Source organism: Paenibacillus pedocola, assembly GCF_031599675.1.
In the GTDB taxonomy this organism is placed as follows: domain Bacteria; phylum Bacillota; class Bacilli; order Paenibacillales; family Paenibacillaceae; genus Paenibacillus_AQ; species Paenibacillus_AQ pedocola.
Genome location: NZ_CP134223.1, coordinates 2,895,028 through 2,917,756, shown reverse-complemented (window position 1 = coordinate 2,917,756; position 22,729 = coordinate 2,895,028). Strand labels below are relative to the sequence as shown.

The window sequence follows — 22,729 nt, the reverse complement described above, 5'->3', positions numbered from 1 at the left end:
AGCGTGAGTTTATCCCGTAACAAGCGGCCTTTATATCAGCAGATTAAGAATATTATCAAAGACCGGATTCTTCACGGCCATTATCCGCTGGAGTCCAATATCCCACCCGAGCCCCGTCTGGAGGAGGAGTTCGGCGTCAGCAAGATTACGGTCCGCAATGCCATCAAGGAGCTGGTCCAGGAGGGTTACCTGGAGACAAGCAGCGGCAAAGGAACGAAGGTGATCCGCAATACCTCCACTTCCAAGCGCTCCACCTGGAAAAGATTCACCGAGGTGCTTGTGGAAGAAGGCCGGGTCATCCGCAAAGTACTGCTCAGTGCGGAGGTCGTAATTCATGAGGAGGGGAGCCGTCCCCACGCCCTGTTCGGAGACAAAGGCCTGCGGATTGAACGCCTGTATGAGCTAGACGGTACGCCGTACATCCATTACACGCATTACTTTCCGGCGTGGATCGGCGAGGCGGAGCCCTCGGAGCTGGACGCCCAGTCCCTGTACGGCTGGCTGGAGGAACGCAAGGTAACGATTGCCAAATTCAGGGACGAATTCGCCGTTGCGTCCCCGCCGCCCGCCGTCGCAGGTCTTCTGCAGACCAAGGAGAGTCATCCCATGCTCAAGAGATACCGTTACGCCTACGACGAGGCGGGCAGCGTCGTTGAATACAGCGAAGGGTATTACCGTTCCGAGCTTCAGCCGTATGTTGTCAATTACGACATTTGATTTCAAGCGCTGGGGAACGCGGCAGAAACCGGCCGCCAGCTTCCCCTGAGGACTGAAGCACTCGGAGTGTGGTACATGAAATAATGAGAAAGCCTTCTAACATGACCTGTATGCAGAGTTTCCACGGGGAAGCAGAAAATGTGATTAGTCTATTAAAAAAGGGACCCTACGGGTCCCTTTGCTGTTGTTTTGTTATTTCTGCTGCTACTGTTGTTTGCTGTTGCTTTGTTGGTTCTGCTGCTACTACCGTTTGCTGTTGCTCACGGTTTCTCTGTTGCTTGCTGCTTCACACTGTACTAGCCGTAATGTACTGTCCCTCTTTCCGTAAGGCAGTCTACTGCATTAACGGCATCAACGGCTTCTCCGGCAGCATCAGAAAGTATTGAATCGCGGCTAATTCGGTCCGCAAACGATGTTGTCCGATGAACCGCTGAACACGCGCAGGAAGCCATTCGCACGGTCCTGAACGCCCGACAGCAGACGGCACCAGTGATTCACAGAGGTTCTTTTGTTGTTTATTTAGAAGGAATCCGCCATTTACATTTACATATGCATGTCATGCTTGGTTGTCTCTCCGCTGTCCTTGACGGCAAACGGCCACCAGTTCGCGCGTCCGAACATACGGACCATAACTGGTACGAAGAACGGCAGGAAGACCAAGGCGTACAGGGCAAGCCCCGAGAGCACCACAGTGGCAATCTGCATCATCGACAATACACCGGAAGGATACATTGAAGCAAAGGTGCCGCCCAAAATGACTACCGCTGACAGGATAACCGTACCCATATTGCGCATTGCATGCAGAATCGCTTCACGCACATCCCATGTTTTGTTCTCGTTAAAACGGGCCATCAGGAAGATACTATAATCTACTCCTAATGCAATCAGCATTACGAAGCTGAAGAACGGCGTGGTCCAAGTAATCCCGGAATAATCCAGGAGATTCACGAAGATTGCTTCTGTAATGCCAAGAGCCGTAAAGTAGGTGATTACCAGCGATACAATCAAATACAGCGGCATGATTACCGAGCGCAGCAGCAATACGAGAATGATAAAAATCCCCGCAAGCATCAGCACAACCGTCCGTGTATAGTCCTCATTAGAGATCTTTTGCAAATCGCTGTAGGTGCTGGTTACGCCGCTGATGGCCGTCTCGGCATTTTCCAGCTTCGTGCCTTTGACCGCACGGTCCACTGCCGCTTGAATATCTCCCATACTGTCAATCGCTTCAGAGCTGTAAGGATTGTAAGAAAATACAACATCCAGCGTCATCACCTTGCGGTCGTCAGAGAGATACGTGTCAAACACCTGCTGCATGCCATCGGCTTCCAGAGCTTCCGCCGGAACAAAGAATCCGCTTAGCTCATCGTCTTTGGCATCCTGAATCTGCTGCAGGTAATCCTGGGCAGAGCTCAGGCCCGTGGTGATCTGCTTTAGGCCGTCCGCACTGTCGCTTAGACCGCTGGTCAGCTCGCCAATCTGCCCGGTCAGCTGTCCAAAACCGTCAGCCAGCTGCTGTTGTCCGCCCTGCAGCTGATCCAGCCCGCTGCTGATCGACGGAATCTGATCCACAATCCGGCCCTGGCCGGCTGCCGCCTGGTTCAGCCCTGTCTGCAGCTGCCCGATTCCGGCCACCAGCTTCTCAAGGCCCTGGGCCAGCGCTGTCTGACCTGCCGCCGCCTTGGCATAACCGGTGTTAGCTTCAGTCAAGCCTGCCGCTGCGCTTTGAAGCTGGCCGGAAATCTGGCCGAGCCCTGCTGCAAGCTGTGAAGCTCCTGTACCGGTTTGAGTTACGGTACCTTTGATTGTCTGGTAATTCATATCTTGAAGCAGCTCAGGATGACTGCCTTCAAGGCCGGTGAATGAAGCATCCAGCCCGGTTAATGCGGAGGCCACACCTTCAAGCTGGGTTTGCAGCCCGCCAAGGCCTCCGTCAAGCGCAGTCAATCCTGCGCCAATCTTCTTATAGCCTTGAAGCAGCGCAGCATTCGCATCTGCCAGCTGCTTCGCACTGGCTGCAGCCTGGGCCAGACCGGCTTTGATCTCTCCGGCACCGGCAGAGCCGCTCTTAATGCCGCTCTCAATCCGGGAGAGGCCGTCGCCAAGTGCAGCAATGCCCTGTTTGAGCTCCGCCGTCCCTTCCGTCAGCTTCGCACTGCCGGACACAGCCTCCTGGAGCTTCGGTTCATTGTCGCTCAGCTGCTTGCTTGCTTCCGCAAGCCCCGACTGGATCTTGTTCAGTCCGTCATTGCTCTGATCCAGTCCGTCTGACAGTGTAGCAACCTGGGTCGGAATCAGAAAATCATTGATTTGTTCTCCGGTTGGCCGAGACATGCTGCGTACCGACTTGACGCCATCCACCTTTTCCAGCTCGCGGCTGATTTTTTCAGCCAGTCCCATATATTCAGAGCTGTCCATGCGGTCGTCATTTTTGATCACGATTTTACCCGGCATCGATTCACCCGGGCCAAAGCTCTCCGAAATGATATTAAAGCCTTTCACCGAGGCATAATTCGAGCCGATCTCATCCATGCTGTTGAAAGACAGCTTCCCGTCATAAGTAATCAGGAACGGAGCAACGACAGCCGCTACAATCAGCAGCGCCGCCCAGGGTCTTTTCAGCGAGAAGGAGCCTGCCGCTCCCCAAATCCGGCTTTCACTATGCTCCAGCTTGCCGCGTGAAGGCCAGAACAGCTTTTTGCCCAGGACAGCCATAAAGAAGGGAACAACGGTCACGAGGGCAAGCAGCATCACAGCAATTCCTACCGCCACGGCCACCGCTGAACGGTACAGCATGAACTTCGAGAGGCCGATTGCCAAAAAGCCGACGAATACGGCAAGTCCCGAATAGAACACCGTACCTCCTGCCTTGCGGTATGTTGCTATAATGGCGCTTTTCGTATCTTCTGCAGTAGCCATTTCTTCCTTAAAGCGGCTGATCAGCAGAATGCAGTAATCCGTCCCGATCCCGAACATCACGGCCACCATGAAGATCTGTGTGAAGGTCGACAGCGGGAAGTCAAAACGGTCAACCAGGAAGGACACGATCGACTGCGATACAATATAACTCAGTCCCACCGTCAGCAGCGGCACAAACGGCGCCACGAAGGAACGGAATACGACAAACAGAATCAGCAGAATAAAAATAACGGTAATATATTCTGATTTCTTCAGGCCGGCTTCCGAGCTGACAATCGTATCTTCGGTGATCAGCCCTTCACTGGTAAGATAATGATCGGCAGTGACATCTCCGAGCAATTCATCCACCTTATCCGGCAACGCTTTTACCTCTTCCTCCCCGCCTTTTACCGACAGCGCCACCATGATGGTATTACCGTCTTTGGCAATCAGCGTATCCGCCAGCTCTGACTGCGAAAAAGGATCTGTTATGGAGTCAAGCTTAAGCGCCTCCTTGTCTCCAGCCAGCTTCTCCACGCCTTGTTTGATGCTCTCTTTATCTTCGGCGCTAAGCCCCTCCGGCTTATTGAACACAAGAGCTACCTGATGCAGCGTCTCTCCGCCCTTGGCAGCTGCGACCTCCCGCATAATTTCGGCTGCTCGGGAGGAGGTATATCCGTCCGGAACGGAGATTTGCCCCTTCTCGCGAACCAGATCGGACATGGCCGGCGCAGTCATGAATAATACTACAGCGACGGCGAGCCAGACTGTTATCACAGCCCATCTAGCTTTCAGTATGGTCTTCAATCGTTTCTCCCTCCTGTTTCTCCTGCATTAAAAATGCCAGCTTCTCAAACATGGTGATGAATTTCTCGATATCTTCTTCCATAAAATAGAGCAGATAAGGAGAGATCACTTCCTTTACCTGCTTTTCAGCCAGCAGATATATTTGCTCCCCCAGCTCAGTGAGCGACAAGTATACCTGGCGCCGGTCATGCTCATCACGGGTCCGTTCGATCATTCCCGCTTCAACAAGCCGGTTAATAATTGCGGTAATTGAGCTCTTGCCGACACATACGGCTTCCGCCAGATAGGTGGAGGTGCACATCGCCTGGCCTTTGATCAGCCGCAGAATCAGAAACTGATCACTCGTCAGACCTTCGGCCATCCGCTCCTTGATCCGGGCATTGATCTGCCTTGTCACTACGAGATAGGCATCCACGTAGCGGTTTATCCACCGTTCTGCATCTTCCTTCAACACTGCTGCCTCCTGTTCCCATAATAGTTCACGAGTAGAATAGTTTCACAGTAAAACTATATTGTCATCGGCCTAAAAAGTCAACCCGGCACGGGCTCCTTTCTGCGGAATCTTTCACTACCTATAGACAACAAAAAAGCTACCCGGGATGGGCTCCCGGATAGCTTCATTTGAACGGCACCAGCGGAGTGCCCTTTATTCTTCGTCTTCGGTCTCTTCAACTTCATACACACAGCGGAACATCTCAATGCCCGCCGGATTCTCGCCAAGACTGTACACCATGAAACCCAGCGCACGGTAAAAGTCCGCAGCAATCTCATCTTCAGTCTCTGCAAGCAGGTAACGCGGCTGACGGGCAGTCAGCAGCTCAAGAATCATGCCGCGCGCATAGCCTTTGCCTCTGTTCTCAGGCAGAACAGCAATGTGGCGGATGTCCAGTGAACCGTCCTCGGTCTCTTCGAAGCCTACCAGGCCTAGCAGCAGCCCCTCTTCTTCCCAGCCGTACAGCTGCAGCGCAGCATGCTTGCTATATTCGGCTGAAGCGCGCCACAGTGCATCCGGTTCATCGATTACGGCGTAAGACAGCAGCTCATCCACTTCAGCTGTTCCGATGCGCTGCTTCAGATCTATCAGCATAAATGTTAATCCTCCTAAATGTGTTTATTCATACGAAGCAATAAATATCCTAACCATACACCTATTAGATTGAGCAGCAGATCATCCACATCGAAGCTGCCGACCCGCAGCAGCATCTGAAAGATTTCCAGCAGCAAAATACTAGGAACTGCCCATAAGGTCAGTATGAGTAAGGAACGAAATTTTCTCAGCAGCAACGGGTATAACACGCCAAACGGAATGAACACAGCCACATTGCCAGCGAGATTAATCAATCTGCCGGTGACGGAGACTCCGTTATCCAAATTAAAATAAAGCTTCACGGTACGCAGCAGCTCCAGATTATATTTCAGCGGCCCCTCCGTCCGGACCGTTCGTCCAAAACCAAGAAACATCCAGTATATCACGGCCGCACTATACAGAAACAGCAACATCCATTTCCCAAGCTGAAGCCGCGGACGGATCTGTGAGCTTCCGGTACGTGAAGGACTGCTTCGTTGTTTTCGCGGTTTAGAGATGGTTCTCACCTTCGATAATTTCGATGCTGCCGTCATTCTTGCCGATAATCGCCATACTGGCGATTCCGATGAACAGTCCGTGATCCACTACACCTGAAATACCCTGCAACGATAAGGCCAGTTCAGGAGCGGAAGGAATGGCTTCAAACCGGCAGTCTGCAATAAAATTGCCGTTATCCGTCTTGTAGAGCTCCTCGCCGCTTCGGCGCAGCTCCGGTTTGCAGCCGAGCTTCGCGAGCTTCGCGACCGTCCATTCCCAGGCAAAGGGAACAATCTCTACCGGCAGCGGAAATTTACCAAGCGTCTGTACCGCTTTACTCTCGTCGGCAACAACAATCATGCGGGTGCTGCCCATAGCTACGATTTTCTCGCGCAGCAGAGCCCCGCCTCCCCCTTTAATCAGCTGAAGCTCCCCGTCCAATTCATCCGCGCCGTCAATTGTCAGATCCAGGCTGTCAATATCGCCAAAAGCAACCAGCGGAATCCCCAGCTCGCGCGCCTGATCCTCGGAAGCCCGGGAAGTCGCGACCGCGGTAATTTTCAGACCCTGCTGCACGCGCTCTCCCAGCTTACGGATGGCCCAATAGGCGGTAGAACCGGTACCCAGTCCCACCTTCATACCGTCCTGCACATATTCCACGGCTTTCTCCGCAGCCAGCTGCTTCACATTGACACTCATTTTAATACCTCCATGTTATCCGTTATAATGAACTAATCATGACTTTAACCTATAATCACCAGGAGGATTCCGGATGAGAACCGAAAATCAGATTCAATCCAAAATCAATGAACTAACGATCCAGTGCAGAGCCCTGGAGACCCGCCTTGCCCCCCTTGAATCAGACAGCCCCCAGCGGGAGAGTCTGAACGCGCAGATTGGCAGACTCGAGGATATGATCCTTATGCTCGAATGGGTACTCAACGCACCCTCCGGCAAATACCATGCTTAACCCTTACGGTCAGGACAATATTTTGCCGTAGCAGAGGCTGTCCGGATCAGCAATATAAGGACCGAACAGATCAATCGGCCGGTAGCCGTGTTTTACGTAGAGTGCGATGGCTTCCGGCTGCTTAATTCCTGTCTCCAGCTTAATCTCCCCGTAGCCGGCAGCCATTGCTCTGGCCTCAAGGTGGAGCAGCATTTTGTTCGCAATCCCCTGCTTGCGGCTGCCCGGATCCACGTAGAATCGTTTCAGTTCCATGACCTTGCTCTCGCTGTCAAGCGGCCGCAGTGCTCCGCAGCCCACCGGTTTCCCGCTGAGATAAGCCACTACGAAGGTCATCTCGTGAACTTTGGGATCGGAGAAATCCACAACATAAATCATTTCATGAGGATACCTCACCTTTAAATCTTCATCCAGGCGGTTGATCAGCTCATGCAAGTCCTCATTATCAGGATTAACTTCAACAAATTTCACTTCAGTAACAGATGACATCTCCCGCTTCCCCCGTTTCATCCGGCATTCCGGTTTCTTTACATATAACTTTTAAGCGTTTCCTCATACAGTTTAGCATTGTCCTGCTCGAAGCAAATAAACGCAATGGTCTTCAGTGGCAGCAACCGGGAATCCCTGTCAGACACATATTGGATCACTGTAGAAAGCGCCGTCTGGCAGGCGAGCAGCTTAGGGAAATTATAAACCCCCGTGCTGATGTTCGGAAAAGCAATGCTTTGCGCGCCGCGGGCAACCGCCATGTCAAGGCTGCTTATATAACATTTGGCCAAAATTGCGGCCTCTCCTGCACCGCCGCCTTTCCAAATCGGTCCGACGGTATGTATGATCCCCAGGTACGGCAATTTTCCTGCGGTAGTAACAGCAGCTTCCCCCGGCAGGATGCCTCCCTGTTTCTGGCGGATGACCGCGCATTCGGCAGCAATTTGCGGTCCGCCTGCACGATGGATCGCACCATCCACACCGCCGCCTCCATACAGTCCCGAGTTGGAGGCGTTCACGATCATATCGCCCTGCCAGGTTGTAATATCTCCTACACTGACTGAGATATCCACATGATTAATATGGATCTGCATGTCCGGTTTCCTCCTTCACCGTAGCCTCCAGATTTAAAATCAGCTCTTTCTCCCCTTTGCGGGCAGCTTTATCAGGAAATCCGGAATGCTCCATCAGCACACGTTGGATAGCAGCCTTGCGGATATTGTTCACCATCCAGTTTTGTGCATCCCAAAGAATCATTTCTCCGGTACCGGCCGGTACACGGCATAGGGCAAACGTTGTTCCGGTTTCTCCCAAAGAGAGCTGCTCACCCGGCTCCGATAACACTGTGTACTGAAATAGGGGAACGGCTTCAGGTCTTTCATCATTCTCCAAAAATCGTTCATTAAACACGGAATACATCAGCATACCCGCGGGGACCGCAGTGCTGTCAGCTTCCTGTTCAGCGATCAGCCTGCTGTTCTGGTAGGCGAGAAGTCCGGCAGCTGCCAGCAGAAACAGGGCAACTCCGGCAATTACAGTTATCATCACTGTCACCAGCCATTCGTAACTATTTAAGCAATACCGTTTCTATATTATCATGGGAGGAACGTGCCGGGAAATGGTCTAAAGGTAGAATTCATTTTTTTCTAAGGGGGAGTTCTATAAAGTTATTTTGAAATATTCATATTAACAGTTGAAACTTCAGGTGGCATGATACATAATGAAGATATGCATACTGTTTGTCAATCCATATGAAATCAAGGGAGGATTAATTTACAATGAAATTTTTCTTGGATACCGGAAACATTGAAGAAATCAAACGTATTACCCGCCTCGGATTAGTGGATGGCGTGACGACTAACCCGTCGCTGATCGCCAAAGAAGGCAGACTGTTCAAAGATGTAATTAAAGAAATCGTTGAGATTGTACCTGGTCCAGTAAGTGCAGAGGTTATTGGCCTCACAACCGAAGAAATGCTTAAGGAAGCCTTCGAAATCGCGGAATGGGCACCTAACGTAGTTATTAAACTGCCTATGACCGAAGATGGACTGGCTGCCTGCTACGAGCTGACTAAAAAAGGTATCAAGACCAACGTTACCCTCATATTCTCCGCCGCTCAAGGCCTGATGGCCGCCAAAGCAGGCGCTACTTATATCAGCCCGTTCGTTGGACGTCTGGATGATATCGGTGTAGACGGTATGAAGCTGATCAAGGATCTCAAAACCATCCTGACCAACTACGGACTCTCTTCCGAAATTATTGCAGCCAGCATCCGCAACATCGCACATGTAGAGGAAGCGGCCATTGCCGGAGCGCACATTGCAACAATCCCTGGCTCCCTGCTCCCTTCCCTCTGGAAACACCCGCTGACAGACAGCGGCATTGAGCGTTTCCTGAAAGACTGGGAAACTGTTCCGCAAGCGGCTAAATAATAATCAAAGCTAACTACAACTTAAGCACCTCACCAGAAATATTTTGGATCTTATGCAAGATCTGATATTTTTCCGGGGGGTGCTTTTTGCTCTATCTTTATTGACAATTTTAATTGTCATGAATATAATTGTTATAACAACTATTTGGGAAGGAAGATTTGTTATGTCTGGTTCCTCACCGCAGCAATTTCTCGGATTTCTGCTTGGCTCCACTCACCGGCGGATTTCAACTGCCTTTGCCCGTGTACTGAAGCCTTACGATATTACCCCTGAACAATGGTCTGTCCTGCTAATGATCGTAGACCGGGACGGAATAAACCAGAAAGAAGTCGCCGCATCAGCAGCCAAGGACCAGCCTACCACTGCCCGAATCGTTGAACTTCTCCAGAAAAAAGGTTTTATCACAAAAACGATGAATAAGAGTGACCGCCGTGCTTACCAGCTCTACGCAACTGAGGAAGGCAAGGCATTAATCAACAACACTCTGACCCTGGAGCAGCAGGTGATTGATAATTCAGTCACCGGACTAACCTCAGAGCAGCTTGAACAGCTGCGGAAGATGCTTGAGCTCATCTATCACAACACAGGGAACCCACATCAAGAATAGGAGCAATTCGTATTGAATAATACCTCTGAACGTTTATGGACCAAATCCTTTATCCTACTAACTCTCTGCAATCTGCTGCTGTTCACCGGCCTGCAGATGACATTGTCCACCCTGCCGGTTTATGCTGAGGGAACCCTTCATGCTTCCTCTGTGCAAATCAGTCTCGTAACCAGTCTGTTCGCCTTAAGCGCCATCGCTTCCCGGTTATTCGCCGCCAAAGCCATGGAAAAAGGCGGCCGCAATCTGCTGATCTTCCTCGGTCTGGCAATCTCTCTTGCTGCTGTAACCGGCTACTATTGGTCAGGAACCATTATCGTCCTGCTGCTGATGCGGATGCTCTTCGGCATAGGGTTCGGGATGGCCAGCACCGCATTTCCCACAATGGCCTCAGATGTCATTCCCATCCGCCGGATGGGCGAAGGCATGGGCTATTTCGGGTTGTCCACCAGTCTTGCGATGTCCGCCGGCCCGCTGATCGGACTCAGCCTGCTGCAGGGACCGGGCTTCGGTTCTCTGCTCCTGAGCACCGGCCTTGCGCTTGCATTAATTCTGCCGCTTGGCTACCGCCTGACTAAAGGCCTGCCGGCCAATCACAAAGAACCCGTTCCAGTTTCAGCACCCGGCCCTAAGGGTAGTCTATTCCGCAAGCTGTTCATTCCTTGCCTGCTGAATCTGTTGCTGTCTATCTCCTACGGCGGCCTGCTTGGTTTTCTTGCCTTATATGGCCAGGAGGTTCATCTGGAGCATATTGCTTATTTTTTCCTGTTTAACGCTGTGGCCATCGTCATCATACGGCCGGTCTCCGGTAAAATTTATGACCGCTTCGGCCCGGCAGCCTTGCTGATCCCCGGCAGCTTGTTTATTATCGGCGGATTGATGCTGCTCTCTTTTGCTGGTTCAACCGCCGCGCTCTTCCCCGCCGCAATTTGCTATGGCATCGGCTTCGGATCCATGCAGCCTGCGCTCCAGACCTGGATGATCCAATCTGTAGACGTGCGGCAGCGGGGCATGGCAAACGGCATGTTTTTCAATTCACTGGATTTCGGGGTAGCCATCGGCACCATGCTCCTTGGATCAGTAGCCCTTTATAACTCTTATGCTGTAATGTACCGCTATTCTGCACTTGCTCCTCTGCTTCTGCTGGTCATCTACATGATTATTCTTATGGTACAGCGCCGCAACCGTACGGCATTATCTAGAGTCTCCGATATATGAATCAAAACGCCAAAAGGCTAAAGACCACAAACTGTTAATGGATGGTCTTTAGCCTTTTATTGTAGCAGCCAGGTGCGGCGAATCAGCTCTTCAACGATCCTGCAGCCACTGACTCACGGGCTGCAGCCGGTAAAAAGCGGCTAAGCTGCCCCAGACTGTAGATATGAAGCAGATGCATTGCGCGGGTGCATGCCGTATAAAACAGCTTGCGTTCATTTTCTCTGCTGTATTTCTGATCCGAGCCGTCGTAAATAATAACCGCATCGAACTCTACTCCTTTGGCCAGATAAGCCGGGAGAACCAATGTGCCCTTCTGGAAATTAGGAGTCTCCTTTGTAACCAGTCTGACCGGAAGCCTGTTCTGAAGCTTGGCATGCACATCTGCGCTCTCCTCTGCTGTTTTGCAGATGACCGCCACATAATGATAACCGGCTGCATGCAGATTCAGCACATCCTGTTCCACTGAAGCCAGCAGTTCGGACTCACTGTTCACTACAGTTAACGATGGAGTCTCCCCACGGCGGTTAAAGGGAACGATCCGTTCTCCGCCCGGAATCATCGCCCGCGTAAACTCTACAATCTCGTAGGTCGAGCGGTAGCTTCGGGTCAGGGAGATCACCTCTGTATTTTCCTCGCCGTAAATACTGACCAGCCCGGCCAGATCACCCAGCACTTCTCCCTGGGCATAGATCGCCTGGTTCAAATCGCCGAGCACTGTCATCTTAGCCCGCGGGAACAGCCTGCGCATGAACTCCAGCTGGAATGGAGAGTAATCCTGTACTTCATCCACTATCACATGACGGATCAGCGTATTCGTCCGGAAGCCTTGGCTGAGTTCCTTCAGGTAAAGGAATGGGGTCGCATCTTCATAAGCAAGCTCCCCGGCAGCGATGGTATCCAGCGTCATTGCACAGATTTCAGCCCACGCCTCCGGCAAAACGCTATCGCCATTCAGACTGTCCATTAACGGACGGTCTGAAAATAGTCTGCTATACAGCCCCTTTACATCAACGAAACGTCCACGTTTGGTCCAAACACGAAGCGGCTTCAGGCGCTGGCTGACAATGTAGCGGGCCAGCATGCTTTTTTCGGTATCAAAATCATCAAAGCTGTTGTCATGGGCGCCGCCTTTGCGCCGTGTCATCTGGTAAGCACGCTGATAATCGCTGGAATCAAGCACTTCAATCTGATCTTCTACCCAGGAGGCACTGCGCTCTTCCACACTGAAGGCGGCTATTTTTTTGAGCAGCCAGCCTGTCATCAGGTCGATCCGGTTCGCCAGCTTAATATTAGAGTCATAGGCATAAAACTGCCGTTCCATCTCTTCTTTGCTGACAACTGCCCGTCCCTGGAACATCAGCGGTTTAAACTTCATACCCTCATGTTCCAGCAGATTCACATAACGCCGGATGGCATCCAGAAATGCAACAGAGGATTTATAGCCAATCCCTTCACGGCGCACAGCCGCAGCCGGACCATCCGGCGCGTTGAGCAGGCTCTCCGTCTGGCTGAACACATCCTCCAGCTGAAATTCCTGGCCCAGCCGGTGTTCGAGATACATCTGGAATGTAGTCTGCTGCATGTTTTCTTCGCCAAGCTCAGGCAGAACCGTGGATACATAGCTGTTAAACAACGGATTCGGTGAGAATAGAAGCATTTGATCCGCCTGCAGCACTTCACGGTACTTGTAGAGCAGATAGGCGACTCGCTGCAGTGCTGCTGATGTTTTGCCACTGCCGGCCGCCCCTTGTACCACCAGCATCCGGCTCCGGTCATTACGGATTACGGCATTTTGCTCTTTTTGAATCGTTGCGACAATACTCTTCATCCGGTCATCCGCACTGTGGCTGAGCACCTGCTGGAGCAATTCATCACCGATAGTCATCCCGGTATCGAACATTACCTCAATGATGCCGTTGTCGATTACAAACTGGCGCTTAAGCTCCATGGTGCCGTTCACCAGGCCGCCCGGTGTCTCATAAGCTGCGGGACCGGGGGCGCCGTCGTAATATAAGCTGGAAATCGGCGCCCGCCAGTCATAAATCAGGAATGTGCCGTTATCCTCCATTAAAGATCCGATTCCGAGATAGATTTTCTCTGCTCCGCTATCTCCGCTATCAGAGAAATCAATCCGTCCGAAATACGGGGATACTACCAGCTTCTTATATTTCTTAAGCGCTTTGCTGGACTGCAGGTGATGGCGCTCACGTTCATTCAGAATTTGCGCCTGCTGCCGCAGGCTTGTAGAAGTTTCACCCAGATCATCCGGGCTGCTGAAGTTCACGGTAACCTCTTCCCAAAAGTCTTTACGCATATCTACCACATCGCTACGATGGAGGCCAAGCTCCTCCGATAATTGCCGGATACGGGCAGTAAGCAGCTTCGTAATTCCCGTTACCCTCTCTTGTTCCGCTTGCCACTCGCTATCATGTTTCTCCAATGCATTTCATCCCCTTTGGAAGGTTGACATTACAATTCATACATGTTATAATTAAATTGACTATCTATGTCTAAATATTGTTATCTTTCGATATCCTTATATTCTAACAACTTCGCTGCACTTTTTCAAGTCGTACTGTGTTTCGCAACGTGCTCTATGATGTTTTTTTATTCTATGTATATGATCCGGCCCCTGAGGCCGGATTTTTTGCGTTCAGCTTAAAAGTACAGTTATTCCTTTTCATCCCCGTTCTGCCGGTTGATCTGATCCGCCAGTTTGTCGAGACGTTCGAGCTGGTATCCATAATCATAAATCGCCGCTGCCACAACTGACAAGCGTAATTGTCCTGATTTCTCTGGATCGTAACCCTGAATCGCAGCATTCAGAAAACTGTCATTGTCGTCTCCGAGCGGCTCCGAGTCATTAGCACCCGGCTTCAGCTTATCTTCGAACTTAAGCAGAATGTACTCATGGTATTTGATCAGCTGCTCTAAATGCCGGTCAAACAGCTCATCCGTCCGTTCTGTCCGCTCCGCCTGGAAATAATGCCGGTCTACCGCTTCCAGCACTTCAAACCCTTTTTGCAAAGAATGCAGCAGATTCTTATACACCACCATCTGTCTGGTCTGGCTGTATTTTGCCCGGCGCAGCTGCTTCTGCTCTTCTTCAAATAATGCATATTTGTCTGCCAGCGCTTTTATCGAGCCCTCGAGCGCATTCTTCTCATCACGAAATACACTCTCCTTCATCTCATGCGACACTGCAGTCCGCAGCAGCAGCGAAAGTCCGGTAAACACGGTCTCAATCTGCTGGATGTACTGCTTGCGCGGCTTCGGCGGAAATACACTGATATTGATGATGAATGCAGAGACAATTCCCGTCAGAGTAAGCAAAAACCGGGTAAGTGCAAACTCCCACTGTCCGGAAGCCTCCATCACGGAAATGACCGTAACCAGAGTCAGGCCAATGGTATCAGCACGGTTCATCTTCATACTGATCATAATCACCAGGATACATACAAGTCCGACCGCAATCGGTTCATTGGACAGCAGCATACCCCCAAGCAGCGCCAGCACAGCGCCCATGGTACTCGTCTGAATCTGGTCCAGGAAATAACGCCATGAACGGTAGATGGACGGCTGCATGGCAAAAATAGCAGCAATCGCCGCACCGACAGGAGAAGTGAAATTCAGCAGAGCGGATAAATAGAGGGCAAGGGTAACTGCCATTCCTGTTTTTAGTATGCGGGCGCCAAAAGCCAAATCCATCCCTCCTAAAGTTTTGTTTAGCATAAGCTCCACTGAAATTACTTCGGCAAAACTCGCTTCGGAAGCATATGCCTAAAGTTTTGTATAGCATAAGCTCCACTAAAATTGCTTCGCAAACTCACTTCGGAAGCATATGCTTTAAGTTTTGTTCGCACCTTTTATGTATATCCCCGGAAGCTTCGGTCAATCTCTATTAGAGTACAAATGTAATTACCCATGAAGCAGGAAGACGAATTTTTAGAAAGTCTTAAGCTGGCTTTCAGCATTCTTTCAGCTTCCCGGGAATACTGATTACAGCAGTACCATCACATACCCGAGAGGTGACCCCATGAATAGCAGCATTAAAAGAATAACTGCATTTGCGGCATCCGTCATGCTATGCCTGACACCAGCCGCTGCATTTGCAGAGAATTCTGCCGGCAGCACACCCGCGCCATCAGCGGACAGTGTCCGATCCGGTCAAGAACAGCCGTCGCATCCGCACCACGCGCGGGGATTCAGGGCAGGAGGACATTTTATCCTGAGTGAAACCGCCAAACTGCTGGATATGGACCGCGCTGAGCTGATGAACAGCCTGAAGAGCGGACAAACCCTTTACAGCCTGGCAAAGGAAAAAAAGGGCTGGAGCGAAGATCAATATATACAGAAGCTGAGCGACGCAGCAAGCCAAAAGCTGGATGAGACCATTCAGGACGGCCAGCTGACGAAGGATGAAGTCAAAAAGCTGAAGGCGGGTCTTCCCGCGCTTCTGAAGCTTAGCATCAGTAATGCCGCAAATGCCCATAAAGGTAAACCGTCAGAGCAGCCGCTAAAGACTAAATAAAGCATTATAATACGGATACCTTAGCAAAGCTAGCCGCTGGTATCCGTATTTTTTAGTACAGACAAGTTTATTTCCGCTGCTTTCTACTCCGGTATGCCTCGAAACCTGCGATAGACAACATCAGCCATGCCCCGCTGGCAGCGTATCCCCCGATAACATCGCTGGGATAATGAACACCAAGATAAACCCGGCTCCAGCCAATGCCAGCTGTCATCAAGACAGTAAACAGAATGAGCAGAATCCTCTGCGCTCTATGCCGCATATGACGCCAGAGCAAATAGGCAATAGCCCCGTACAAGGAAAAAGCCGCCATAGAATGTCCGCTGGGAAAGCTGAAGCCTTCCTGTTCGATCAAGCGGTGAAGTGTAGGCCGCTCGCGGCGGAACCACAGCTTGAACAATGTATTCAGCAGCTGCGAGCCTAGTGCAACCCAGACAAACAGGATCAGTTCCATCCGGTGTTTTAGCACTAAGAACAGCAGTGTTATAGTCACCAGTGATATGACAACAACAAACCAAGTCGAACCTACCAGAGACAGGTTTTTGGCTATCACAGTAAGTAGAGGCGACTCTGCTGACTGTACATGACGTATGATGAAGTTATCAAAGGATGCGGTCTGGTCAAACATTACAAGTACGGCAATGACAGCAAAGCCCAGCAGAAACAACAAGAAAAAGCGGCCCCCTCTAGACCAGTTCCGATAATAAAGCATAACTGCCCCCTTGTTTATTTTGTAGTCTATGAAGTCATTTCCTGGGATAGGTATTCCCGTGTTATAATGAACCCGGAAGTCAATTCATAAAAGATGGAGTGCTGCCAAGTGGAAAGTCTAAAATTACAGGAACGTTTGTTGAACCAGTGTATTTCAACAAAGGTGCCCGTGACGATTTTTACAACCAATGGGGTCAAGATGCAGGGACTCGTTACCTCTTATGACGCTTATACAATTACCCTGCAGGGCCAGGGTGATGGCAGACAGAACGTTTTGTTCAAATCGGCGGTCTCGACAATCGTGCCGTTAAAGCCCGTCTCGCTTAAATAAGCTACTCTTCCCTTATCATTCTGCTTCTTCAATCCGACAAACGAACATAACAGTTTTAATTCAAAAGGAACACCGGAGCTAACCCGTCCGGTGTTCCTTTTGCCGGTGTTCCGCCGGAATAATTGGCCGCTCCCTATAATGGATATAAGTCTACTAGAGAGGGAATACAGCCGGTTTAACACAAACAGGCTTGGACAGCTCAGCAGTATTGCCTGTAAAGCTCAGCCGCCCGCTGACTGTATCGAGTGAGAATACCACCAGGTTATTTCCATCGCGGTTGGCTGCGATTAAGTATTCTCCGTCCGGGGTCACAGTGAAATGACGCGGATGCCCGCCTCGTGTGGACACATGCTCCACCAGCGTCAGTGCTGCAGTGTCCGGATTCACAGCGTAGACTACAATACTGTCATGTCCACGGTTGGAGCCGTATAAGAAACGTCCGTCCTTCGAGAATGCGATCTCCGCGCAGCTGTTCTTTTCCGCCGGGAAATCTTGAGGAAGTGTAGAAATGGTACCCGCAGTCTGCAACGTTCCAGCCTCACTGTCATATAGGAACGATGTTACAGTGCAGTCAATTTCATTAATTACATAAGCTGATTTGCCGTCCGGGTGGAAGACAAAATGCCGCGGGCCTGCGCCAGGCTGTACCTTAGTTTCGCCATGAGCCTCAAGGGTATTCTGATCCCGGTTAATGCGGTATGAACGGATCAGATCGAGACCAAGGTCGGAAACGAACAGGTATCGTTCATCCGGACTGAAGATAGCCGAATGCGGATGCGGCTTTTCCTGACCGGGTACGGTTCCTTTACCGGTATGTACAGCAGTATCTATGAGCTGCAGGGGCTGGCCGTTCTCATCCATTGTGATTAAGCCTACCAGGCCGCCGTGATAACTGCAGACCACCATATATTCACTATCCGCATCCCTGTTAATATGGCAAGTTGTGGTTTGCCCTGCTCCAAGAGCTGGCATCGTGGAAATCCGGTTCAGTTCGGTCAGCTTGCCGGTCTGCGGATCAATTGCGAAGGAGACTACCTCGCCTTCCTTGCCGCCTTCACCATTTGCTTTCTCCCCAATTGCGTACAAACGATGATTCGCAGCGTCCACGTTAACAAAGGTAGGGTTAATAATTCCTTCTACACTATCCAGCAGGTCTAACGTGCCCCCGGCTTCCCCGTTAAATTCATACACTTGCACTCCATTTTCTGCCGCACTCGCGTAGGAGCCGGTAAACAATAACAGCTTTGAATGCTCATTCATCTCGGTATTCCTCCTCCATTAGTCCATCCGGTGTTTATGCCTACCAGCCGTCATTAATTCAGCAGCCATCTTTATAATTTACAATTTTTCAGCGTCTATGACAAATGCAACGGAAAAAATGACAAAAAACATTTCAAAAATAAGACTTCTCAAGAGAAAAGAAATATGCTATAATGAAAGCGCTAACATCTGTCTTTTATTTTGTATAAAGGGGGAACACGAATGAGCAGCCTGCTGGAAGCCAGAAACGTATATGAGGACTTCGAGGTGGAAACAGACATTCTGTTCTTTAAGGTCGGAGACCATGATTTGGTCATTTTTCACGGCAGAAACTATAACATTAAAAAGAGAATGACTGCCGAGCAACTGAACCGCTTATTGTCGAATCCCAGTTATTATCATGTCTACGGAGGCTGCTACGTGAATCTGAATAAGATCAGTGCAATTGAAGATGACTGCATCTATTTCGGAGAAAAGGGCCTCTACGCCAAAAATGTCCGTGTACCCAGACGGAAACAGGAAAGCATACGCCATTTGCTGAAAGGGCTTACTTCTTAAGCATCTGAAGTGGATACAAGAATGCGTAATCTGTTACACTTATGCATTCTTGTGACTTCCTACAAATAAGCCGGAGGTGCGTGGGGATCCCATGCCGCTCCGGCTTTTTCCTTTATATTAATGGAAACTTAAAAAGAAATTATGCTTTTTTATACTTTCTTAAGGTTTGGAATCATGATTTCTGGTAAAGTTGTAGAAAGACAGGCATCACCTATATCGAAGGGAGTCATTACTTATAATGGACAAAAAAGAATTTGAAGGCAATGAGCAACAAAGCAACAACGGAACACAGGAAGAGGTTACCCCTTCCGTAAACAACAATGAAGGTTCACTTGATGCAGAAGCAGCACCTGCTCCTGTACAGGAAGTTACAGCTACAGAAGAAGCCGCTCACATTCCGGCTGATGTCCCTGCACAAGGCGGCGTAACTGAAAGTGTTCCTGTAATGAGCAAAGTAGGCGGCAGCACTCCTCCTTCCTCCCCTTCTTCTAAAGGCGGCAAAGGATGGATGATCGCTTCCATCGTACTCGCTGCAGCACTGATTATTGTACTAATTAAACCGCCATTCCAAAAAGATGACAGCAGTACGGCGGTAGCTTCCGTAAATGGTACGGACATTACCAAAGCACAGCTGTATGATAAACTTGTTGAAGCCGGTGGTGAATCCACCCTGCAAAACCTGATTACCACTACACTCGTAGATCAGGAAGCCAAGAAAGCCAACATCACCGTTACCGATGAAGATATCAATACTGAGATTGAAGATTTAAAGACCCAGTTCGGCGGTGAGGAGGCACTGAATTCCGCATTGGCACAAAGCTCGATGACACTGGACGATCTTAAGGAGCAAATGCCGCTGCAGGTTGAGATCCGCAAGCTGCTTGAACCGCAGGTTAAGGTGACGGATGAAGACATTAAAACTTACTATACAGAAAATAAAGCTACCTTTAACCAGGAAGAAGAAGTTCGCGCTTCCCACATCCTTGTTGCAACAAAAGAGGAAGCCGATGCTATCGTTCAACAGCTTAAGGACGGTGCCGATTTCGCTACTCTGGCTAAAGAGAAATCCTCGGATACCGGTTCGAAAGATAAAGGCGGGGATCTCGACTTCTTCAAGAAGGCAGACATGGTTGCCGAGTTCTCTGATGCCGCCTTTAAGCTTAAGGTCGGAGAAACCAGCGGTGCTGTGAAGACCGAATACGGTTACCACGTCATTAAAGTGACTGACCGCAAAGAAGCAAAAGAATATACGCTGGAAGAAAAGAAAGACGAAATCAAAAAGACACTGATTTCGCAGAAGGTTTCCGAAATGTCTTCCACTTGGCTCCAGGATCTGACGGCCAAAGCTAAAATCACTAACACGCTAACGGATAAAGCGGAAGCATCTGCTTCTCCTGAGGCTAGCGCAGAAGCAGCAGCAACTGAAGCTCCTGCTACTAAATAATTAAGCACATGATTCAGGCCCGGCGGATTCCGCCGGGCCTGATTGCTGTCTGCTGGACTTACAATCAGATCATTGTCCTATTATGTGTTTTTCTTGCGGATTTGTTTATCGTGATTCTCGCCCCATTCTTTGGCCTGTGCCGTAGCAATGGAGATCGCCCGCCCTTCGTCATAGCCGTCCTCCAAAAGTGCATTGGCAATTTCAATCGCCTTGTTGCGCACGGGAGCCATGAAATTCTTCAGCGAGTCCGGATAATCATCCTTGTTCCAAGGCATAACAAAAACCTCCTTGATCAGGTTATAGTTATACTTAGCCTGATCAAGGAGGTTCTAAACATTTCTGTTATGTGCTTATTTAAACACTTTTACACGTTCTTCGATCGGCTGGAATTCTTTTTCCCCTGGAGGGGTAACCGTCTTGCCGAATGGCATTTGGGCAATCAGCTTCCACTCGGCCGGAATTCCGAACGTTGCTTTTACTTCGTCGTCAATCAGCGGGTTGTAGTGCTGGAGCGAAGCGCCCAGACCCGCTTCAGCAAATGCCGTCCACACAACAAACTGCAGAATACCGGAGGATTGGTTAGACCAAATCGGGAAATTATCAGCATACAGCGCAAAGTTCTCTTGGAGACTCTTCACGACTGTCTGGTCTTCGAAGAATAATACTGAGCCGTAGCCGGCTTTGAACGAAGACAACTTTTGAGCTGTACCTTCGAATTGCTCAGTAGGTACAATCTTACGAAGCGTTTCTGCTGTAATATCCCACAGCTTGTCGTGCTGTTCGCCCAGAAGAACTACAGCTCTGGAGCTTTGGGAGTTAAATGAAGTTGGGCTATGTAATACCGCCGCTTCAACAATATCCTTGATCTGTGCATCGGAAACCGGGGATTCTTTGCTGATGGCGTATACGGAACGTCTTGCTTCTACAGCTTCCAGAAATGTTTTAGACATAAAATAACTACCTCCATTAATATTAGTAACTAACTTTTTTATATCATAACACTTTTATTCCGATAAAACAACATCTATTTCACAACATTTTCCTAAAATCACACGGAGTCCCCACACTTATTGTCGCAGTAATCCGGCGATTTATTCACCTTCCACTATTTTCTATAATCACATAGACTATTTTCGAAACACCTCCTATTTTCCGATATACAATGTAGCTACAGATAAGCTACAATAATTCAGCCAATTTGCTGAAGGAAGGTCATAAAACATGAAATTATTACCGCAAAAAGCACTTATTCCGCTAAAAAAAGCACCGCTTTTCGCTTTATCTATACTGATTATCTCCGCATCGCTTCTGGGAGGGTGCCGGGACACAATATCGTCAACTGTCTCCATTGAAGCTTCCACTGCCGCTGCTCCCTCAAATCCTAAGGACTCTAAAGAGCCTGTTTCCTTCTGGGTAGCTACCGACACCCATTATCTTGATAAAGCACTGCAGGACGGCGGAGCCGCCTTTCAAAGCTATGTATCCAGCGGGGATGGTAAAATGCTACCCTACAGCGATGAGCTGATGGAAGCCCTAGTGTATGATGTGCAGCAGCAGAAGCCGGAATTCCTGATCCTGAGCGGCGATCTGACGAACAACGGTGAAGCGAGCAGCCATAAGCAGCTTGCGGCCAAGCTGAAGCGTATTGAGGAGCTGGGGACCTCTGTTTATGTCATTCCCGGGAATCATGATCTGTTCAATCCTTGGGCAAGATCCTTCAAGGGAGATCAGCAGATTGTTACCGGACACATTACCGATGAGGACTTTACAGCGTTATATGCTGATTATGGATATGATGAGGCGATATCGCGCGATCAGAACAGTCTGAGTTATGTTGTCAGCGCTGCACCCGGATTATGGTTGCTCATGATCGACAGCAGTCAGTACCGGAATAATGAGAAATATGAATTTCCGCAGACAGACGGGCGGATTCTGCCGGAGACTTTAGACTGGATGGATGACTGTGTGAAGCTGGCAGCTGAGCAGCACGCCTCCATCATTACAGTAATGCACCATAACCTGCTCAGCCACACCTCCATGCCTATTTCCGGCTTTAAGCTGAATAACAGTCAGGAAACAATGAAAATGCTGCGCAAGGACGGCCTGAATCTCGTGTTATCCGGTCATATCCACATGCAGGATATCCGCCGTGATCCGGCCACGGGTCAGGAGAGTACAGCTGACTCCGATGCCCTGCCGGTATATGATATTGCCACAAGTGCGTTTGCTGTCAACCCGCATCAGTATGGTGCCATGACCTTTGATCCGCTCTCCCGAAAAGTCAGCTATAATACCGTATCTGTTGATGTTGAGGGCTGGGCTGCTGCGGAAGGGATCACCGACCCCAATCTGTTAAACTTTAAGGCTTACGCTGAGCAGAGCTTTGCCGGGGGGTCATACAACAAAGCATTAAATAATCTGCAGGATAGTCCTTTCACAGAATCGGAAAAACAGTCCATGGCTGAAATGATGTCTAAGCTGAATGTGAAATATTTTGCCGGTCAAGCCGCCAGCGCTGCCGCAGAGATCAAAGCCATGCCCGGCTATAAGTTATGGGAGAGTCAGAAGGAAGGATTCATGTCAGGATATATTGACAGCATGCTGGAGCCGCAGGAAGTGAGTAAAGTATCGCTCGAAATGATTCTAACCACACAATAGGAGCCTAGACTCCATCAGAGGTATATTCCATAGAACCCAGT

The 22,729-nt window shown here is 49.8% G+C and carries 24 protein-coding genes; 10 read left to right on the top strand and 14 right to left on the bottom strand.

Annotation, left to right across the window (positions count from 1 at the left end):
- Nucleotides 1-3: 3 nt before the first annotated feature.
- Nucleotides 4-717, top strand: a complete 714-nt coding sequence (locus QU597_RS12545) for a GntR family transcriptional regulator (protein WP_310832922.1) — start codon at nt 4-6, stop codon at nt 715-717.
- Nucleotides 718-1,260: 543 nt separating this feature from the next.
- Here QU597_RS12545 and QU597_RS12540 read toward each other — a convergent pair.
- The 5 genes from QU597_RS12540 to rpiA all read right to left on the bottom strand — a co-directional run bounded on the left by QU597_RS12540 (nt 1,261) and on the right by rpiA (nt 6,685).
- On the bottom strand, nt 1,261-4,422 hold the full coding sequence (locus tag QU597_RS12540; protein ID WP_310832921.1) for an MMPL family transporter: 3,162 nt from the start codon (nt 4,420-4,422) through the stop codon (nt 1,261-1,263).
- Complete coding sequence (locus tag QU597_RS12535) at nt 4,400-4,873, bottom strand: MarR family winged helix-turn-helix transcriptional regulator (RefSeq protein ID WP_310832920.1); 474 nt, start codon at nt 4,871-4,873, stop codon at nt 4,400-4,402. The genes QU597_RS12540 and QU597_RS12535 overlap by 23 nt, the downstream gene beginning before the upstream one ends.
- A gap of 195 nt (nt 4,874-5,068) precedes the next feature.
- On the bottom strand, nt 5,069-5,509 hold the full coding sequence (locus tag QU597_RS12530) for a GNAT family N-acetyltransferase (protein WP_310832919.1): 441 nt from the start codon (nt 5,507-5,509) through the stop codon (nt 5,069-5,071).
- Nucleotides 5,510-5,523: 14 nt separating this feature from the next.
- Nucleotides 5,524-6,042 (bottom strand): VanZ family protein, encoded by a 519-nt coding sequence (locus QU597_RS12525; RefSeq protein ID WP_310832918.1) that lies wholly within the window; start codon nt 6,040-6,042, stop codon nt 5,524-5,526.
- Entirely contained in the window at nt 5,999-6,685 is a 687-nt protein-coding gene (rpiA, locus tag QU597_RS12520; RefSeq protein ID WP_310832917.1) for a ribose-5-phosphate isomerase RpiA, read from the bottom strand. The genes QU597_RS12525 and rpiA overlap by 44 nt, the downstream gene beginning before the upstream one ends.
- 73 nt (nt 6,686-6,758) lie before the next feature.
- Between rpiA and QU597_RS12515 the strand changes: the two genes are divergently transcribed.
- Nucleotides 6,759-6,956 (top strand): hypothetical protein, encoded by a 198-nt coding sequence (locus tag QU597_RS12515; RefSeq protein ID WP_310832916.1) that lies wholly within the window; start codon nt 6,759-6,761, stop codon nt 6,954-6,956.
- Between the two features lie 9 nt (nt 6,957-6,965).
- On the opposite strand, the gene QU597_RS12510 is transcribed toward QU597_RS12515, so the two are convergent.
- From QU597_RS12510 to QU597_RS12500, 3 genes are read right to left on the bottom strand one after another with little or no spacing between them, the layout of a single operon-like run.
- Nucleotides 6,966-7,442 (bottom strand): GNAT family N-acetyltransferase, encoded by a 477-nt coding sequence (locus tag QU597_RS12510; RefSeq protein WP_310832915.1) that lies wholly within the window; start codon nt 7,440-7,442, stop codon nt 6,966-6,968.
- Nucleotides 7,443-7,480: 38 nt separating this feature from the next.
- A complete protein-coding gene (locus QU597_RS12505) occupies nt 7,481-8,014 on the bottom strand; it encodes a macro domain-containing protein (protein ID WP_310833299.1) in 534 nt (177 codons plus the stop codon).
- Nucleotides 8,015-8,018: 4 nt separating this feature from the next.
- Nucleotides 8,019-8,486 carry a hypothetical protein gene (locus tag QU597_RS12500; protein WP_310832914.1) on the bottom strand — a complete coding sequence of 156 codons (468 nt, stop codon included), beginning with the start codon at nt 8,484-8,486 and terminating at the stop codon, nt 8,019-8,021.
- A 233-nt stretch (nt 8,487-8,719) separates the two neighbouring features.
- Here QU597_RS12500 and fsa point away from each other — a divergent pair, with 233 nt between their 5' ends.
- The 3 genes from fsa (at nt 8,720) to QU597_RS12485 (ending at nt 11,195) form a co-directional block, all read left to right on the top strand.
- Nucleotides 8,720-9,373 (top strand): fructose-6-phosphate aldolase, encoded by a 654-nt coding sequence (fsa, locus tag QU597_RS12495; protein WP_206104535.1) that lies wholly within the window; start codon nt 8,720-8,722, stop codon nt 9,371-9,373.
- 163 nt (nt 9,374-9,536) lie between these two features.
- Entirely contained in the window at nt 9,537-9,980 is a 444-nt protein-coding gene (locus tag QU597_RS12490) for a MarR family winged helix-turn-helix transcriptional regulator (RefSeq protein ID WP_310832913.1), read from the top strand.
- Nucleotides 9,981-9,992: 12 nt separating this feature from the next.
- The gene (locus QU597_RS12485; protein WP_310832912.1) at nt 9,993-11,195 is read left to right on the top strand and encodes an MFS transporter; all 1,203 of its coding nucleotides are present in this window, start codon (nt 9,993-9,995) and stop codon (nt 11,193-11,195) included.
- 82 nt (nt 11,196-11,277) lie between these two features.
- Here the strand turns inward: QU597_RS12485 and helD are convergent, their stop codons facing one another.
- Both helD and QU597_RS12475 read right to left on the bottom strand, forming a co-directional pair.
- Nucleotides 11,278-13,635, bottom strand: coding sequence for an RNA polymerase recycling motor HelD (gene helD, locus QU597_RS12480; protein ID WP_310832911.1), 2,358 nt, complete (start codon nt 13,633-13,635; stop codon nt 11,278-11,280).
- Nucleotides 13,636-13,865: 230 nt separating this feature from the next.
- Nucleotides 13,866-14,897, bottom strand: a complete 1,032-nt coding sequence (locus QU597_RS12475; protein WP_206104531.1) for an FUSC family protein — start codon at nt 14,895-14,897, stop codon at nt 13,866-13,868.
- 334 nt (nt 14,898-15,231) lie between these two features.
- Here QU597_RS12475 and QU597_RS12470 point away from each other — a divergent pair, with 334 nt between their 5' ends.
- Nucleotides 15,232-15,726 carry a hypothetical protein gene (locus QU597_RS12470; RefSeq protein ID WP_310832910.1) on the top strand — a complete coding sequence of 165 codons (495 nt, stop codon included), beginning with the start codon at nt 15,232-15,234 and terminating at the stop codon, nt 15,724-15,726.
- A 67-nt stretch (nt 15,727-15,793) separates the two neighbouring features.
- Here the strand turns inward: QU597_RS12470 and QU597_RS12465 are convergent, their stop codons facing one another.
- Nucleotides 15,794-16,396: a phosphatase PAP2 family protein gene (locus QU597_RS12465; protein WP_310832909.1), complete on the bottom strand. Its 603-nt coding sequence runs from the start codon at nt 16,394-16,396 to the stop codon at nt 15,794-15,796.
- Between the two features lie 150 nt (nt 16,397-16,546).
- Between QU597_RS12465 and hfq the strand changes: the two genes are divergently transcribed.
- Nucleotides 16,547-16,768, top strand: a complete 222-nt coding sequence (hfq, locus tag QU597_RS12460) for an RNA chaperone Hfq (RefSeq protein WP_108721988.1) — start codon at nt 16,547-16,549, stop codon at nt 16,766-16,768.
- A gap of 153 nt (nt 16,769-16,921) precedes the next feature.
- Here the strand turns inward: hfq and QU597_RS12455 are convergent, their stop codons facing one another.
- Nucleotides 16,922-18,028, bottom strand: coding sequence for a lactonase family protein (locus QU597_RS12455; RefSeq protein WP_310832908.1), 1,107 nt, complete (start codon nt 18,026-18,028; stop codon nt 16,922-16,924).
- Between the two features lie 222 nt (nt 18,029-18,250).
- Here QU597_RS12455 and QU597_RS12450 point away from each other — a divergent pair, with 222 nt between their 5' ends.
- A complete protein-coding gene (locus QU597_RS12450; RefSeq protein WP_206104527.1) occupies nt 18,251-18,586 on the top strand; it encodes a hypothetical protein in 336 nt (111 codons plus the stop codon).
- Nucleotides 18,587-18,824: 238 nt separating this feature from the next.
- Complete coding sequence (locus QU597_RS12445) at nt 18,825-20,030, top strand: peptidylprolyl isomerase (protein WP_310832907.1); 1,206 nt, start codon at nt 18,825-18,827, stop codon at nt 20,028-20,030.
- An 80-nt stretch (nt 20,031-20,110) separates the two neighbouring features.
- Here QU597_RS12445 and QU597_RS12440 read toward each other — a convergent pair whose 3' ends face one another.
- The gene (locus QU597_RS12440) at nt 20,111-20,305 is read right to left on the bottom strand and encodes a DUF2188 domain-containing protein (protein WP_206104525.1); all 195 of its coding nucleotides are present in this window, start codon (nt 20,303-20,305) and stop codon (nt 20,111-20,113) included.
- Nucleotides 20,306-20,380: 75 nt separating this feature from the next.
- Complete coding sequence (locus QU597_RS12435; protein ID WP_310832906.1) at nt 20,381-20,980, bottom strand: nitroreductase family protein; 600 nt, start codon at nt 20,978-20,980, stop codon at nt 20,381-20,383.
- A 271-nt stretch (nt 20,981-21,251) separates the two neighbouring features.
- Between QU597_RS12435 and QU597_RS12430 the strand changes: the two genes are divergently transcribed.
- On the top strand, nt 21,252-22,688 hold the full coding sequence (locus tag QU597_RS12430) for a metallophosphoesterase (protein ID WP_310832905.1): 1,437 nt from the start codon (nt 21,252-21,254) through the stop codon (nt 22,686-22,688).
- Nucleotides 22,689-22,729 lie beyond the last annotated feature (41 nt).